General features: G+C 62.3%; 13 protein-coding genes. 10 read left to right on the top strand and 3 right to left on the bottom strand.

The window, feature by feature from the left end:
• The first annotated feature begins 3 nt into the window (after positions 1-3).
• The 10 genes from surE (at position 4) to HA399_RS12920 (ending at position 10,074) form a co-directional block, all read left to right on the top strand.
• The gene (surE, locus tag HA399_RS12965) at positions 4-750 is read left to right on the top strand and encodes a 5'/3'-nucleotidase SurE (RefSeq protein ID WP_043331401.1); all 747 of its coding nucleotides are present in this window, start codon (positions 4-6) and stop codon (positions 748-750) included.
• Between the two features lie 184 nt (positions 751-934).
• Positions 935-1,591, top strand: a complete 657-nt coding sequence (locus tag HA399_RS12960; RefSeq protein ID WP_404326987.1) for a protein-L-isoaspartate(D-aspartate) O-methyltransferase — start codon at positions 935-937, stop codon at positions 1,589-1,591.
• Positions 1,588-2,541 carry a DUF368 domain-containing protein gene (locus tag HA399_RS12955; protein WP_242007677.1) on the top strand — a complete coding sequence of 318 codons (954 nt, stop codon included), beginning with the start codon at positions 1,588-1,590 and terminating at the stop codon, positions 2,539-2,541. The genes HA399_RS12960 and HA399_RS12955 overlap by 4 nt, the downstream gene beginning before the upstream one ends.
• A complete protein-coding gene (locus HA399_RS12950) occupies positions 2,534-3,787 on the top strand; it encodes a peptidoglycan DD-metalloendopeptidase family protein (RefSeq protein WP_404325189.1) in 1,254 nt (417 codons plus the stop codon). Before HA399_RS12955 ends, HA399_RS12950 begins: the two co-directional genes overlap by 8 nt.
• 61 nt (positions 3,788-3,848) lie before the next feature.
• Positions 3,849-4,826, top strand: coding sequence for an RNA polymerase sigma factor RpoS (gene rpoS / locus HA399_RS12945; protein WP_043331399.1), 978 nt, complete (start codon positions 3,849-3,851; stop codon positions 4,824-4,826).
• A gap of 382 nt (positions 4,827-5,208) precedes the next feature.
• A complete protein-coding gene (locus HA399_RS12940) occupies positions 5,209-6,579 on the top strand; it encodes a TolC family outer membrane protein (RefSeq protein ID WP_107336201.1) in 1,371 nt (456 codons plus the stop codon).
• Between the two features lie 380 nt (positions 6,580-6,959).
• Complete coding sequence (gene alr, locus HA399_RS12935) at positions 6,960-8,111, top strand: alanine racemase (protein ID WP_404325188.1); 1,152 nt, start codon at positions 6,960-6,962, stop codon at positions 8,109-8,111.
• Positions 8,112-8,171: 60 nt separating this feature from the next.
• The gene (lpxL, locus tag HA399_RS12930; protein WP_054555555.1) at positions 8,172-9,089 is read left to right on the top strand and encodes an LpxL/LpxP family Kdo(2)-lipid IV(A) lauroyl/palmitoleoyl acyltransferase; all 918 of its coding nucleotides are present in this window, start codon (positions 8,172-8,174) and stop codon (positions 9,087-9,089) included.
• Between the two features lie 8 nt (positions 9,090-9,097).
• A complete protein-coding gene (locus HA399_RS12925) occupies positions 9,098-9,481 on the top strand; it encodes a TlpA family protein disulfide reductase (protein WP_404325187.1) in 384 nt (127 codons plus the stop codon).
• 431 nt (positions 9,482-9,912) lie between these two features.
• Complete coding sequence (locus tag HA399_RS12920; protein WP_043331394.1) at positions 9,913-10,074, top strand: DUF1328 domain-containing protein; 162 nt, start codon at positions 9,913-9,915, stop codon at positions 10,072-10,074.
• 173 nt (positions 10,075-10,247) lie between these two features.
• Here the strand turns inward: HA399_RS12920 and HA399_RS12915 are convergent, their stop codons facing one another.
• The 3 genes from HA399_RS12915 to HA399_RS12905 all read right to left on the bottom strand — a co-directional run bounded on the left by HA399_RS12915 (position 10,248) and on the right by HA399_RS12905 (position 14,054).
• Positions 10,248-11,597 carry a DUF2254 domain-containing protein gene (locus tag HA399_RS12915; protein WP_209443761.1) on the bottom strand — a complete coding sequence of 450 codons (1,350 nt, stop codon included), beginning with the start codon at positions 11,595-11,597 and terminating at the stop codon, positions 10,248-10,250.
• 356 nt (positions 11,598-11,953) lie between these two features.
• The gene (ettA, locus tag HA399_RS12910) at positions 11,954-13,615 is read right to left on the bottom strand and encodes an energy-dependent translational throttle protein EttA (RefSeq protein WP_043331392.1); all 1,662 of its coding nucleotides are present in this window, start codon (positions 13,613-13,615) and stop codon (positions 11,954-11,956) included.
• Between the two features lie 193 nt (positions 13,616-13,808).
• The gene (locus HA399_RS12905; protein ID WP_054555553.1) at positions 13,809-14,054 is read right to left on the bottom strand and encodes a PA3496 family putative envelope integrity protein; all 246 of its coding nucleotides are present in this window, start codon (positions 14,052-14,054) and stop codon (positions 13,809-13,811) included.
• Positions 14,055-14,337 lie beyond the last annotated feature (283 nt).

The following is a 14,337-nucleotide window of genomic DNA, read 5'->3' as shown; positions in this document are numbered from 1 at the left end:
ATGATGCGCAGGATTCTGCTTTCCAATGATGATGGCGTGCACGCTCCGGGGCTCAAGGCGCTGCATGACGCGCTGGCCGGGCAGGCACGCATTCGTGTGGTCGCGCCGGACCGTGATCGCTCAGGGGCCAGCAACTCGCTGACGCTGAGTCGGCCGTTGTTGCTCTCCGCGATGGAGAACGGCTTCTACAGCGTCGACGGCACACCCGCGGATTGTGTCTATCTGGGCGTCAATGGCGTCTGGGACGAGAAGCCTGACATCGTGATTTCCGGTATCAACCATGGCGCCAACCTAGGCGATGACGTGCTGTATTCCGGCACCGTGGCGGCGGCGATGGAAGGGCGCTCGCTGGGCATGTCGGCGATCGCGATGTCACTGTGCGGCAAGACCCACTTCGAGACCGCCGGACGCGTGGCGGCGAGCCTCGTCGGCGCGGCCGAGACCCTGGCATTGCCGCCGCGCTCATTGCTCAACGTCAATGTGCCGGATGTGCCGTGGAGTGAGATTCGTGGTTTTCGCGTCACGCGTCAGGGCCACCGTGGCCCGGCGGGCGCCCCGATCGAGGTCAAGGACCCGCGTGGCCGTACCCGCTACTGGATCGCGCTGGCCGGCGATGGCATCGATGATGGCGATGACACCGACTTCGCCGCCATCGCGGCCGGCTATGTGTCCATCACGCCGTTGATGACGGATCTCACCTCCCATGGGGCGCGTCACGATGTGGCGCAGTGGCTCGAGGCGCTGACCTGAGCGACGTAGCGCCAGCCAAGGCTCAAGATTTCGCTGTGAAGTCCTCGTTCGAAGGATATGAATCAAGACCATGAAGGACGTGTATCAGAACGCTTTCCCGCTTGCGCAGTCAGACAGCGCAGCGGGAATCGCCGGGCCCTTGCATCTCAGGCGACCGGACACGGCGCAGCTGAGCGGTATCGGCATGACGTCCCAGCGCACGCGAGACCGCATGGTGGCGCGCCTGGAGGATGCCGGCATTCGCGATGAGCGGGTGCTGGAGCTGATGGCCAGTGAACCGCGCCATCTGTTTCTCGATGAGGCGCTGGCGCACCGTGCCTATGAAGATACTGCGCTGCCGCTGGGGCAGGGGCAGACCCTGTCCCAGCCTTACATGCACGCCCGCATGACGGAGCTTGCCCTGGCGCAAGCGCCGCGCCCGCGCGAGGAGTGTCGGGTGCTGGAGGTCGGCACCGGTTCGGGCTATCAGACATTGCTGCTGGCGCGCCTGTTCGCTCGGGTGTCTTCGCTCGAGCGCATCGCCGTGCTGCACGCCAGGGCCGTTCAACGCCTTGGTTGGTTCGGGCTCGACAATGTCGAGCTGCGCCATGCCGATGGTGGGCATGGCTGGCAGGACGATGGCTCGGCATTTGATCTGATCGTGGTGACCGCCTGCGCGCCACATCTGCCGCAGGCGTTGTTGAAACAGTTGGCCCCGCAGGGGGTGATGATCGTGCCATTGGCCGAGGACGACAGTGATCGTCAGTGGCTGACACGAGTGCGCCACGTCGGCGACACTCAGGATATTCAGCGGTTCGAGGCCGTGCGCTTCGTGCCGTTGCTCGAGGGAGTGATCAGGTGAAACGAGCTTTGAGCGTGTTCTTCAAGGGCGCTGGCATGGGGGCGGCGGATGCCGTGCCCGGGGTATCAGGCGGCACGATTGCCTTCGTGACCGGCATCTATGAAGAATTGATCGAGTCCATCAAGCGCTTCGGCCCCTCCGCCATCGGCGTATGGCGTGAGCAGGGCTTCAAGGCGCTGTGGCAGCATTTGAATCTGGCCTTTCTGCTGCCGCTGGTCGCTGGCATCTTCGCCAGCCTGATCAGCGTGGCGCATCTGGTGACCTGGCTGATGGAGGCGCAGCCGCTGCTGCTCAATGCCTTCTTCTTCGGGCTGGTGGTGTGCTCCGGGGTGGTGGTCGCGCGGCGTATCACCACCTTCCGGATGGGCTATCTGGTGTGGTTGGCGCTGGGGCTGGTGCTGGCCAGCAAGTTGCCGAGCCTGTTGCCTGCCGCCACCGATGCCTCCTGGGTACTGGTGGTCGGCGGTGCCATCGCCATCAGTGCCATGCTGCTGCCGGGCGTTTCCGGCAGCTTCCTGTTGCTGACCATGGGCCTCTACGGCACGGTGATGACTGGCATCAAGAGCTTCGATCTGCAACTGATCGTGCTGTTCGGCAGCGGCTGCGCCATCGGGCTGTTCACCTTCTCGCGTTTGTTGTCGTGGTTGTTTCGTCATCATCACACCGCGACACTGATGCTGCTGACGGGCTTCATTCTCGGCTCGCTGCCGGTATTGTGGCCGTGGCGCACCATCACCGATTATCGTCTGGGACCCAAGGGTGAACAGGTTCCGCTGGATTACCACTTCATGATGCCGGATACCTATACCAGTGTGACCGGTGAGCCTGCCCAGCTGTGGGCGGCACTCGCCCTGATGCTGGCCGGCGTATTGCTTGTCTGGTTTGCCGGAGAGCGCTCCGGCCCGGATGACGACTCCAGCAATTCCCGCAAGGAGCAGGAACATGCGTGACAGGATGGACAAGGGAATCAAACTGACGTTGGCAGGTCTGGCGCTGGGTGCGCTGACAGCCTGCAGCACGGCGACCACTCGCCCGCAGGTTCAGGACCTCAACGCCGGCAATGCGCGTATCACCTCCGACACCTATACCGTTCAGCGCGGTGACACCCTGTATGGCATCTCCTGGCAGAGTGGCCAGGATTTCCGGGATGTGGCGCGCATGAACGGCTTGAATCCGCCCTACACCCTGCAGCCGGGGCAGACGCTGCGACTGGACCCCAACACCCAGCTGCCGGCCAGTGCGGCGGGTACTTCCGGCACGAGCGTCGCCTCGAGCGGTGGCGTCGTTGCCACGCCGATGGGCGGGGGCAGCGACAGCTCGATCGCCGGCGGCAGCGAACTGCCTGACTGGCTGGCACCGGATGAATCCGCCATGGCTCAGCAGCAACAGCGCACCAGTCAGGCCCAGTCGCTGACGACCGGCTCGGGTGGCGTGTCCTCGGCCGCCACCGGCGCCGCGGCGGCTGCCGGGCTGGGGCCTGTCTACCAGGAAGGCAGTGAAGAGGCACTCGCCGAGACGGCGCGCAACTCAGCCACTGACAGCGCAGGGCAGGCCAGCAGCAGTGCTGCGCAGGCCAGTAGCTCTGCTACACAGACAGCCAGCCAGACGGCCAGCGAGGCAGCTGCCAGTGCGGCTGCTGCCCAGGCCGAGGCGCGCAAGGCTGCCAAGGAAAAGGCCGAGCAAGCCGCCGCTGCCGCCGCAGCAGAGCGTGAGAAAGCGGCCGCTAGCGTGAAAAATGAGGCTGCCAAGGTTGAAAAGGGTACCAACGTTGCTGGCGAAACCGCCAAGGCTGCACCGGCCAAGAAGACCTATGTTCCAGTAAAAAACGTTGACTGGCAGTGGCCTACGCAAGGCGAGATCATCGGCAAGTTCGGCGAGTCCGAGAGTGTCACCGGCGGCATTGATATCGCTGGTCAAAAGGGGCAACCTGTCAAGGCAGCAGGGCCGGGAATCGTGGTCTACGCCGGAAGCGGAGTACGTGGTTACGGTAACCTCATCATTCTCAAGCACAACGACCGCTATCTGAGCGCCTACGCCCACAACGACACTCTGCGTGTATCAGAGAACGATGTGATCGACGCCGGACAGGTCATCGCCACTCTGGGAGCCACTGACGCTGAACGTGCGCAGCTGCACTTCGAGATTCGCGAGGATGGGCAGCCCAAGGACCCACTGAAATTCCTGCCTAAACGCTGATTCCCACCGCTGCCACAACAACAAGTTCCTGGCACCAGACCAGAGACAACGGGGTATCGACATGAGCATGCTGGAAAAGGATATCGATCAGGCTGAGGTTGAGTTGTCCCTTGAGGATGTCGAGGAGGACGACGATACGCTTGAGGCAGAAGCGGAAGAGGCGGCATTCGAACGCGCCTTGAATCGTGAAGAGCGCAAGCACTACCAAAGCCTGGATGCGACCCAGATCTACCTCAACGAGATTGGTTTTTCCCCGTTGCTCAAGCCCGAGGAGGAAGTCTACTTCGGGCGTCTGGCACAGGCGGGCGACCCCGCCGGTCGCCAGCGCATGATCGAGTCGAACCTGCGTCTGGTGGTCAAGATCGCGCGGCGCTATCTGAATCGTGGTCTGTCGCTGCTCGACCTGATCGAGGAGGGCAATCTGGGGCTGATCCGCGCGGTGGAGAAGTTCGACCCCGAGCGCGGCTTCCGTTTCTCGACCTACGCCACCTGGTGGATTCGCCAGACCATCGAGCGGGCACTGATGAATCAGACGCGCACCATTCGTCTGCCGATTCACGTCGTCAAGGAACTCAACATCTACCTGCGTGCCGCGCGCCAGCTGACCCAGAAACTGGATCATGAGGCCACCGCTGAGGAGATAGCCGACTTCCTCGACAAGCCGGTCGATACCGTCAAGAAGATGCTGGGGCTCAATGAGCGCGTGTCATCCGTCGACTACCCGATGGGCGGCGAGAGCGACAAGCCGCTGATCGAGACCATCGCCGACGAGAATGACACCAGCCCGGAGTCCAGCCTGGTGGATGTCGACGTCAAGGCGCATGTCGATGAGTGGCTGGCGGAACTGACCGAGAAGCAGATGGAAGTGGTGGTGCGTCGCTTCGGGCTGCGCGGTCATGAAGCCGCGACGCTGGAGGAAGTGGGCGAGGAGATCGGCCTGACGCGTGAGCGGGTGCGTCAGATCCAGGTCGAGGCGCTCAAGAAGCTGCGGCGCATGCTCGAGAAGCAGGGGCTGACGCTCGAATCCATCTTTGAATGATGCACGGGCACAGTCGTCATGGCTGTCGATCCCCTGATGCAGGTTGCCAGTGAAAACGGCCCGCTCGTGATTCGAGTGGGCCGTTTTCATATTGTGTCATCATTATTCTGGCAGAGTGGGGTCATTCTGACGCACTGCGCTCAGTGCAGGATGCCCCATGACACTGTTGTCAATTTGGAAACGCTGTATCGTGCAACAAAGTTAGCCAACTAACTGGACGCCCAAAAGAGCGACGATTAGACTAAGGCCACTTTTTCCACGACCCGCTTGAGCAGGGCTGAGGCAGTAGTCCAGCCGATGTGTGAGCTACCTTTTACCTTGTCCTGGTGCTTTCGAGGCGCCATGCAGGTCACGACTGTCACTGATCAGGAACAACGCATACATGGCCAACATTCGCATACTGCCACTGGTGCTGGCGATGGGTTTTGCGACCCAGGCTCAGGCTGCCAATCTGCTCGACATCACGCGTGATGCATTGACCCACAACGCCAGCCTGTCCTCCTCTCGCTCGCTCTATCAGAGTGTCGAGGACAATGAGCGTATCGAGCTTGCTGACCTGCTGCCCCAGATCACTGCCACGGGAACCGTGTCGCGTACCGATGTCACCGGCAATTCCCAGAGCGGCACCGAAGGCGATTACACCGATAGCAATATCGTGGTCAACGTGAACCAGCAGCTGTTCGATGCCGCCGACTGGTATGAGCTCGCGACCAGCAAGGACACCACCCGTCAGCAGAAACTGCTGCTGGATTCCGATCAGCAGCAGCTGCTCTATGACGTGGCGTCTGCCTATTTCACCATCCTGAACAATCGTGATGTGCTCGATGCGCGCATTGCTCAGGAAAAGGCCTTCTCCCGCCAGCTGGACCAGGCCAATCAGCAGTTCGAGGTCGGTCTGATCGCGATCACGGATGTGCAGGAAGCCAAGGCATCCTTTGATGATGCGCGTGCCCAGCGCATCGCGGCCGAAGCTGATCTTCAGGTCAGCTTCGAGGCCCTGCAGCAGCTGACGGGCCAGCAGTACGATTCCATCGATGGTCTGGAAGAAGATCTGGCGATCGAAGCGCCGGTACCGGCCAGCCGCGGCAAGTGGGTCGAGATGGCATTGTCCAACAACCCGCTGATCGGTGCTGCCCAGAAGGGTGTCGATGTCGCCAGAGGCGATGTGAAGACCTCCCGCGCAGGCCACCTGCCGGAAGTCGGCGCCTTCGCGACTTACTCCTACGATGAAACCGACATCGATACTGCCGGGGGGTATCAGGAATACAACCAGATCGGTATTCAGGCCTCCCTGCCGATCTATACCGGTGGCCGCACCTCCGCCCAGGTACGTCAGAGCACCCATCTGCTCGAGCAGAGCCAGTACGACCTGCTCGATCAGCAGCGCTCCACCACCCAGAGCGTGCGCTCGCTCTACAGCCAGGTGCGCAGCGACGTTCTGACCGTCAAGGCGCGCAAGCAGGCGATCGTCTCCAGCCGCAGTGCACTGGAAGCGACTCGCTCCGGTTATGAAGTCGGCACCCGTAACATCGTCGACGTGCTGGACGCCGAGCAGGCCCTGTATCAGGCGCTGGCGGACTACGCCTCTTCGCGTTACACCTATGTGCTCGACCTGCTCAACCTGCGTCAGGCGGCAGGTATCATCGATATCAACAGCGTGCGTGACCTCAACGAGAGCCTCAAGGCAGATCGTCAGGTGTCCCTGGTGCTGAATGATGAGAGCTCCGACGAGCTGGAAAACGCGACGCCCTGATCGTCCCGCGCTGGCTATCGCCACGTCCTGCATGCACCCCCACAGGCCCTGCCTGCGGGGGTGCATGCGTTTTGGGGCATGCGTTTGGGGGCATCAGTTGGTCAGGCCACTGATCGTCAGGCATGTGTTCACCAGGCAAGTGATGGTCAGACAGCAAGGCGCCAAAAAAGCAGCGCGCAAGGGCAGCGCGGCCTCGAGGCAAGCGGTTTTGCAGTAGTTTCGGTCGAAAATCCTGCATGTGTTTTAACAGGTAGTGGTTTCTATCGGTAATTTGGGAAAAGTTTAGTGGTTTGCAGCGTGACCTGACGGCGATGATGGAAAATAATTGAGGGGCTTGCTCTGCTGTCTGTCATTTTCACCGATCACTCTGGAGTCCCCACATGTCCCGCCCACTGCGCGCTGATATTGATCTCGATGCACTGCGTCACAACTATCAGCTGGCCTGCGAGCTGGCGCCGCATTCGCGCGCCCTGGCCGTGATCAAGGCGGACGCCTACGGGCATGGTGCGGTGGCGTGCGCGCAGGCACTGGCGGATGTAGCCCCCGCCTTTGCGGTGGCCACGATAGAGGAGGCGCTGGCGCTGCGGGCGGGCGGCATCTCTCATCCGATCGTGCTGCTTGAGGGGGTGTTCGAGGCCGCGGAGTACGCCTTGGCGGCCGAGCATGACCTCTGGTGCGCCATCCACAGCGAATGGCAGTTGGCGGCCCTCGAACAGAGTGAGCTTGCGCAGCCCTTGTCCTGCTGGATCAAGTTCGACTCGGGGATGCATCGTCTCGGCTTCACGGCCGAGCAGGTGCTGGACGCCAAGGCGCGCCTCGAGGCGTGTGGCAAGGCGCGTGACCTGCACCTGATGACGCACTTCGCCAGCGCTGACAGCCTGACACCAGACTACTTCCAGCAGCAGATGGCGGCGGTGACGGCCCTGGCGGCCGAGGCAGAGCTGCCGCTGTGTCTGGCCAACTCTCCGGCGACGCTTGCCTGGCCAGAGACGCATGCGGCCTGGAACCGCCCGGGAATCATGCTCTACGGAGCAGACCCGCTGGAAGGCGCCAATGATGCCAGTCGGCGCCTGAAGCCGGTGATGACGCTGTCTTCGGCCATCATCGCCGTGCGTGAGATCGCCATCGGCGAGCCGGTAGGGTACTCGGGGCGCTTCGTGGCCACGCGTCCGACGCGTATCGGTGTCGTCGCCTGCGGTTATGGTGATGGCTATGATCGCCACGCCGTGGATGGTACGCCAGTGCTGGTGGATGGTCAGGAAACGGTGCTGGCCGGCAAGGTGTCGATGGACATGCTGACGGTGGATATCACGGACCTGCCCGAGGCGGGTGTCGGTTCACGTGTGGTGCTGTGGGGCGAGGGGCTTGAGGTCAATCGCGTCGCCGCCAGCTGCGACACCATCAGCTATACACTGCTGACGGGGCTGCTGCCGCGCGTGCCCAGACACTATCATGGCGGCGTTGGCAGTGTGGCGCACGACAAGGGTGTCGCGCAGTTGGCCAGCGCTCAGCCGCTGGATACGCACGCCTGACCTGACGGCAAGGCTCGCGCGGTCTACAATGGCCGCCGTTGCCCGTCGAACGAGAGAGTCATGGCCAAGAAGAGCTATCCCGAGAGTTTTGCACACCCCCGCTACTGGCTGACCTGGCTGGGCATCGGTGCCATGAAGGCTTCGGCCTATCTGCCCTGGTGCGCCAAGTTGTGGCTGGGGCGTGGCCTTGGTGAGCTGGCGTGGCGCTTCGGCAAGCGTCGTCGTCACATCACCGACACCAACCTCAAGCTGTGCTTTCCCGAGTGGAGCGAGGCGGAGCGCGCGCGTCAGGTACGCAAGACTTTCCACGCCAACGGCATCGGTATCTTCGAGACGGCCACCGGCTGGTGTCGTGATCCGGAGCATATGCGTGATCGCGTGACCTTCAAGGGGCAGGAGCACATGGAGCGCGCCATGGCCCAGGGCAAGGGGGCGCTCATCGTGGGCATACACTTCTCGACCCTGGATCTGGGCGGCGCACTGCACTCGCTGTTCTTTCCGGCCGATGTCGTCTATCGCCCCCACGACAACCCGCTGTTCGAGCGCTTCATGACCCGTGCGCGCAATCGCATCTTCGGGATCGCCATCGATCGTCACGACCTGCGGGGCGTGGTGCGTCGCATCAAGAGCGGCCATGGCGTGTGGTATTCACCGGATCAGGACTTCGGCCGCGAGGTCAGCGTGTTCGCGCCGTTCTTCGGCATCGATGCCGCCTCCATCAAGCTGACGGCCAAGATCGCCCGCATGACGGGCGCGCCGGTGATGCCCTTGATGTTCCACCGCAATCCGGACAATCGTACCTATACGCTGGAGTATCTGCCGGCGCTGGACAACTTCCCGAGTGGCGATGACGTCGCCGATGCCACGCGCATCAACGCCTTCATCGAAGGGGCGATCCGCAAGCATCCCGAGCAGTATCTGTGGCTGCACCGTCGCTTCAAGACACGTCCCGAGAAAACCGATCCGTCCCTGTACTGAGGTGAACCATGAGCAACGACATCTCTTCTCACGTCACCCTGGCCGAGGTGGAAGCGCGGCTGGCCGCTGGCGATACTTTCGTGCTCAATCAGGTCGCGGAATGGTGCCCGGATTGCACCGAGCGTCAGCGTCCGGCATTGCCTGCTTTCGAGGCGGCGCTTGCCCGTGGCGGTCTGCCACTGGTGACCCTGTGCGTGCAGCAGACCCGTGGGGTCTATCTCAGCGATGCTCATGCACAGCTGAGTGAGCGCATCGGCGGTGCGGGCTATCCGCGCACCTTGCTGGTTCGCCACGGTCAGCCGGCGAGCCTGGACAGTGGATTGAACCGCGTCGAGGTAATGAGCGAGCCCGATCTCGTCGCCTACGCCGAGGCCTTGATCGCCGTGCTGTAGCGACCGACACCCCTGGCATCGATCTCCCACTACTGTCAGGGGGATGACGCGAGTGATGCACAGCAAAGACCCCCATTCGGTATCTCGCCGAACGGGGGTCTTTGCTGTGTAAGGCGGCACCCGACAAGCAACATCACCTGCCCGAGCTGCATGCGTGCGGTCAACCGAGTGCCGCCTATCGTGTGCCTATGACAAGACGTGCGGATGACGGAGCAGGCTTTCAACCCATCAGAAGAGTTGAGGCAAATTCTTTTACTGAAGTGCGACATCATGTTGACAAAGCTTTAGTTTATTACCATCTTGGCAATAACGAGTCAGGTGGCTGACACGCCTCCTGATCGCCGCTTTCAGCACCCTGGAGTGCGCCTGAGGCGTCATCCGTCAGGGGCTGACCCCGCCGCGACAACTCTCACATGACATAAGGAATTGACATGCTCAACTACGCCATCATCTTTCTGATCGTCGCTGTCATTGCCGCCGTACTGGGCTTCGGCGGCATCGCCGGCACCGCAGCGACCATCGCCAAGGTCCTGTTCGTGATCTTCCTGGTGCTGTTCCTGGTGTCCTTCTTCAAGAGCCGCCGCAAGCCGTGAGGCTCTGATTCCTTGCCACGGGTCAGACTGACGGCAACAGGCCGCAAGCCGTCACGTGATCGGATAGTCGACGTTGAGACAGTACGGCTCAGAAATAGTACGGCTCAGAGACAGCAACGCCCGCGACGGTGATCGACCGTCGCGGGCGTTGCTCGTTCAGGCGCTGGCCTTTTTTACCACTGAGGGCTGGGCAGGTTGAGACGATGGTGACCGGCCTGCAGGCCGTGTTCGATGAAACGACGATCCACCTCGAATTCGGCCTGGGCGAGAATCGCCTCCACCACCTTGTCGGCATGCTGTTGCAGCAGCACCAGATGGCCGTATTGCGCGCCCATCAGCGACAGGGTCTTCAACAGCTCCAGCAGGGCCAGACAGATCGAGAGGTCATCACGGCCATAATGCAGAATCGGCGTGATGGAGCGGTAGAGGAGGCTTGCGAAGGACTCCATCTGCCAGCTGACGCGAACGGCCTTGTGATCATCCACGCAACAATTGCACAGCGGCACTGACATGCGCTCGCTGAGCAGCTCCGTCAGCTGGTGCATGCACAGCCGTGCCGTGCCGGGGTCATTGATGCCGGGTGACAGTGCCTTGATGGCGACTTCCATCAGCTGGGTCAGGCCGTGCTCGTGCAGGTCCTCGACGGACTCCCCATCCAGATAGCCAAGCGCGGCACGCAGGTTCTTGATCAACTCGGCCTGCTGTTCTTCATCGAGTTCTTCCCCCGCCGTCGCGCCCTCTGGCAGGCCGTTGGGCCACTCGATGCGCATCAAGGGCATGCCGCTGACGATGAAGGCGCCCAGCGCGAAATCCAGATGCACCACCATGTCATGCTTGATAGCCAGCTGGCGCAGCGCCGAGAAGTCGACCTGCTGGATGTAGCCGCGCCGGCGTGCCCGCAGCAGCTGGCACTGGTCGTCGTCACGGCCGACCTCGCGCTCGCAGAAGCCATCGTCACGATTGCGCTGACGCAGGCGCTCCAGCGAGAGGCGGGTGCGGCCGGAGAGTCGCCGTGCGACGGCATTGATCTGCACCGACTGCGAGACCTGATGGATGAAGTAGACGAACATCCCCAGGCAATTGACCATCATCAGCACGCCCAGATAGACCGCCAGCGAGCGCCACAGGGTCGGGGAGTCGCCCGTATTGGGCACCATCAGGTTGACCAGCAGGAACAGCAGGCTGCCCAGGTAGTGGCCGAGTACCAGCTGGTGATGACGCTCTGTCACCAGGCCCAGCAGCAGCTTGTGGGAGAACTGCGCTCCGGCCTGGGTGAGCACGCTCATCACCATGGTGAAACTGAAGACCATCAGCGAGATCAGGCCGCCGACCAGCGCCGCCAGCAAGGTGCGCGGGGTGTCATGTTCCTTGAAGGTCAGTGCTTCGAAAAAGTCGCTATTCGTCAGCGAGGAAGGGTCCGGCAGCCCGGAGGGCATCACCGAGATCAGTCCCAGCAGGGTATAGACCATGGCCAGCATGCTGGGGAGATAGGCGATGCTGGTGGTCCAGGTTCGCAGCCACATGAGGGGTTGCTGTAGCCAGCGATTCATAGACGATTCCCGAACGGATGGATTGGCAAGCTCCTGTTATGACGGCTCGCGCCGAGCACTGCAAGTCAGCATGACGTGCTGGCAGGAGGGTTCAGGGGGCGAGGAGGGGAGGAAAGAAGCAGAACAGGGCAGAGCAAAGCGGGCGGAACAGGGCGTACAGAGCGGCCAGAACCGAACAGGGCAGACTGAGCGGACGAACTGGAACGGACAGGCTGGAACGGGCAGACTGGAACGAACAGCAGGGCCCGATGGCAAGACGCCCCCACCGGATGACCGGTGAGGGCGTCTAGCGGCTTGCGTCAATCAGCGTGGCTGACCCCGCCAGCTCATCAGGCGTCGATACGCTTGTACTTCATGCGCTTGGGTGCATCGTTGCCGACACGCGCGTGATAGTCCGCTTCGTACTCGGTATAGCTGCCTTCGAAGAACACCACGTTGGAGTCACCCTCGTAGGCGAGGATGTGGGTCGCGATGCGATCCAGGAACCAGCGGTCGTGCGAGATGACCATCGCGCAGCCCGGGAAGGCCAGCAGGGCCTCTTCCAGTGCACGCAGGGTCTCGATGTCCAGGTCGTTGGACGGCTCATCCAGCAGCAGCACGTTGGCAGCCTGCTTCAGGGTCTGGGCCAGCTGCAGACGGCCACGCTCACCACCGGACAGATCAGACAGACGCTTCTGCTGGTCAGTGCCCTTGAAGTTGAAGCGGCCGACATAGGCGCGCGACGAGACTTCATGGCCATTGATGTTGAGCATGTCCTGACCGCCGGATACGGCTTCCCAGACGGTCTGATTGTCTTCCAGGCCATCACGCAGCTGCTCGACGTAGGCGACCTTGACGGTCTCGCCCAGCACGACTTCGCCGCTGTCCGGGGTGTCCTTGCCGGTCACCAGCTTGAACAGCGTGGACTTGCCCGCACCGTTGCCGCCGACGATACCGACGATGGCACCCTGGGGAATGGTGAAGGACAGATCATCGAACAGCAGCTTGTCGTCGAAACGCTTGGTGACGTTGTGCAGCTCGATGACCTTGTCGCCCAGGCGCGGTCCCGGCGGAATGTAGATCTCGTTGGTCTCGTTGCGCTTCTGGAAATCACCGGACTGCATTTCCTCGAAGCGGTTGAGACGCGCCTTGCTCTTGGCCTGACGGCCCTTGGGATTCTGACGAACCCACTCGAGCTCCTGCTGGATGGCCTTGTTGCGCGAGGCTTCCTGCTTGGCTTCCTGCTGCAGGCGAGCGTCCTTCTGCTCGAGCCACGAGGAATAGTTGCCTTCGAAGGGGATGCCCTGGCCACGGTCCAGCTCGAGAATCCAGCCGGCGACGTTGTCGAGGAAGTAGCGGTCGTGGGTGATGGCGACCACGGTGCCGGAGTAGTCGTGCAGGAAGCGTTCCAGCCAGGCGACGGATTCGGCGTCCAGGTGGTTGGTCGGCTCGTCCAGCAGCAGCATGTCCGGGCTCGAGAGCAGCAGACGGCACAGTGCGACACGGCGGCGCTCACCACCGGACAGCACGCCGACATTGGCATCCCACGGCGGCAGGCGCAGTGCTTCGGCGGCCACTTCCAGCTTGCGCTCGAGGTTGTGGGCGTCGGAGGCCTGGATCAGGTCTTCCAGCTTGGCCTGACGCGCGGCGAGGGCGTCGAAATCGGCGTCCGGCTCGGCGTAGGCGGCATAGACTTCATCAAGTTCGGTCTGGGCGTTCTTGATGTGGGCCAGGGATTCTTCCACGCACTCGCGCACGTTCTTGGAATCATCCAGTTCCGGCTCCTGGGGAAGGTAGCCGACATTCAGACCCGGCATGGGACGTGCTTCGCCGTTGTAGTCCTGATCGACGCCGGCCATGATGCGCAGCAGCGAGGACTTGCCCGAGCCGTTGAGACCGAGCACACCGATCTTGGCACCCGGGAAGAAGGACAGCGAGATGTCCTTGAGAATCTCGCGCTTCGGGGGAACGACCTTGCCCACCCGGTTCATGGTATAGACGTATTGCGCCATGGAATCCCAATTTGGTTGGAGAATGGAATGACGCGCAGATGATAGTGCCCGGCGTCACGCTTGGCCAGCCGGGCAGCCTGTGCCAGGCGAGCGCGGCGACTCACTGCATGACATTCCCTGTCCTGGCGTCGACCCCTTCCATGGCCTGTCCGTTCCCTGGTATCCCTTCCCCTGCACGCCGCTGAAGGCGAGCTTACTCCTCTTCGCCCCAGTCGCTGGCGTCGATCAGATCATCATCATCGGCTTCATCGTCCCAGCCTTCGCGGATGGAGCGAGCCAGGGCGCGCTCCTCGAGCAGGGCTTCAAGGCGTTGGCGGGAGTCATTGCGTTGTGGCTTGGCAGGTGCGCTGGAGGACGACAGCTCGAAGTCCACATCGGTGGGGCTGTCTTCGGCGAGTGCCGTGGCATCGATATCATCGAGGAATTGTTCACGGGCCATGGGCGGACCTCACGATCTTGGAACGACCTGCCCGATATCCAGCGCCTGGACTGGCCTGTGACACCGGGCACCGCCAGCGGCGATGCGCCGAAGGCTCTCTGGCTATATACCGCCCGTTGACGAGGATGACAAGCCTTTCGCTCAGCTCGTCAGGGCTTTCGCCAACTGCCACTGGCGAGAGGCCCACAACGACAACGCCCACCGGTGGGGTGGGCGTTGATGGTGCCATGCGGCATCTGATCTTCAGTGACTGCTCTTCAGTGACTGCTCTTCAGTGACCGTT

Source organism: Cobetia sp. UIB-001 (genome assembly GCF_044789135.1).
Lineage (GTDB): Bacteria > Pseudomonadota > Gammaproteobacteria > Pseudomonadales > Halomonadaceae > Cobetia > Cobetia amphilecti.
The sequence above is the reverse complement of the archived record's forward strand: the minus strand, read 5'-3'. Positions and strand labels throughout refer to the sequence as shown.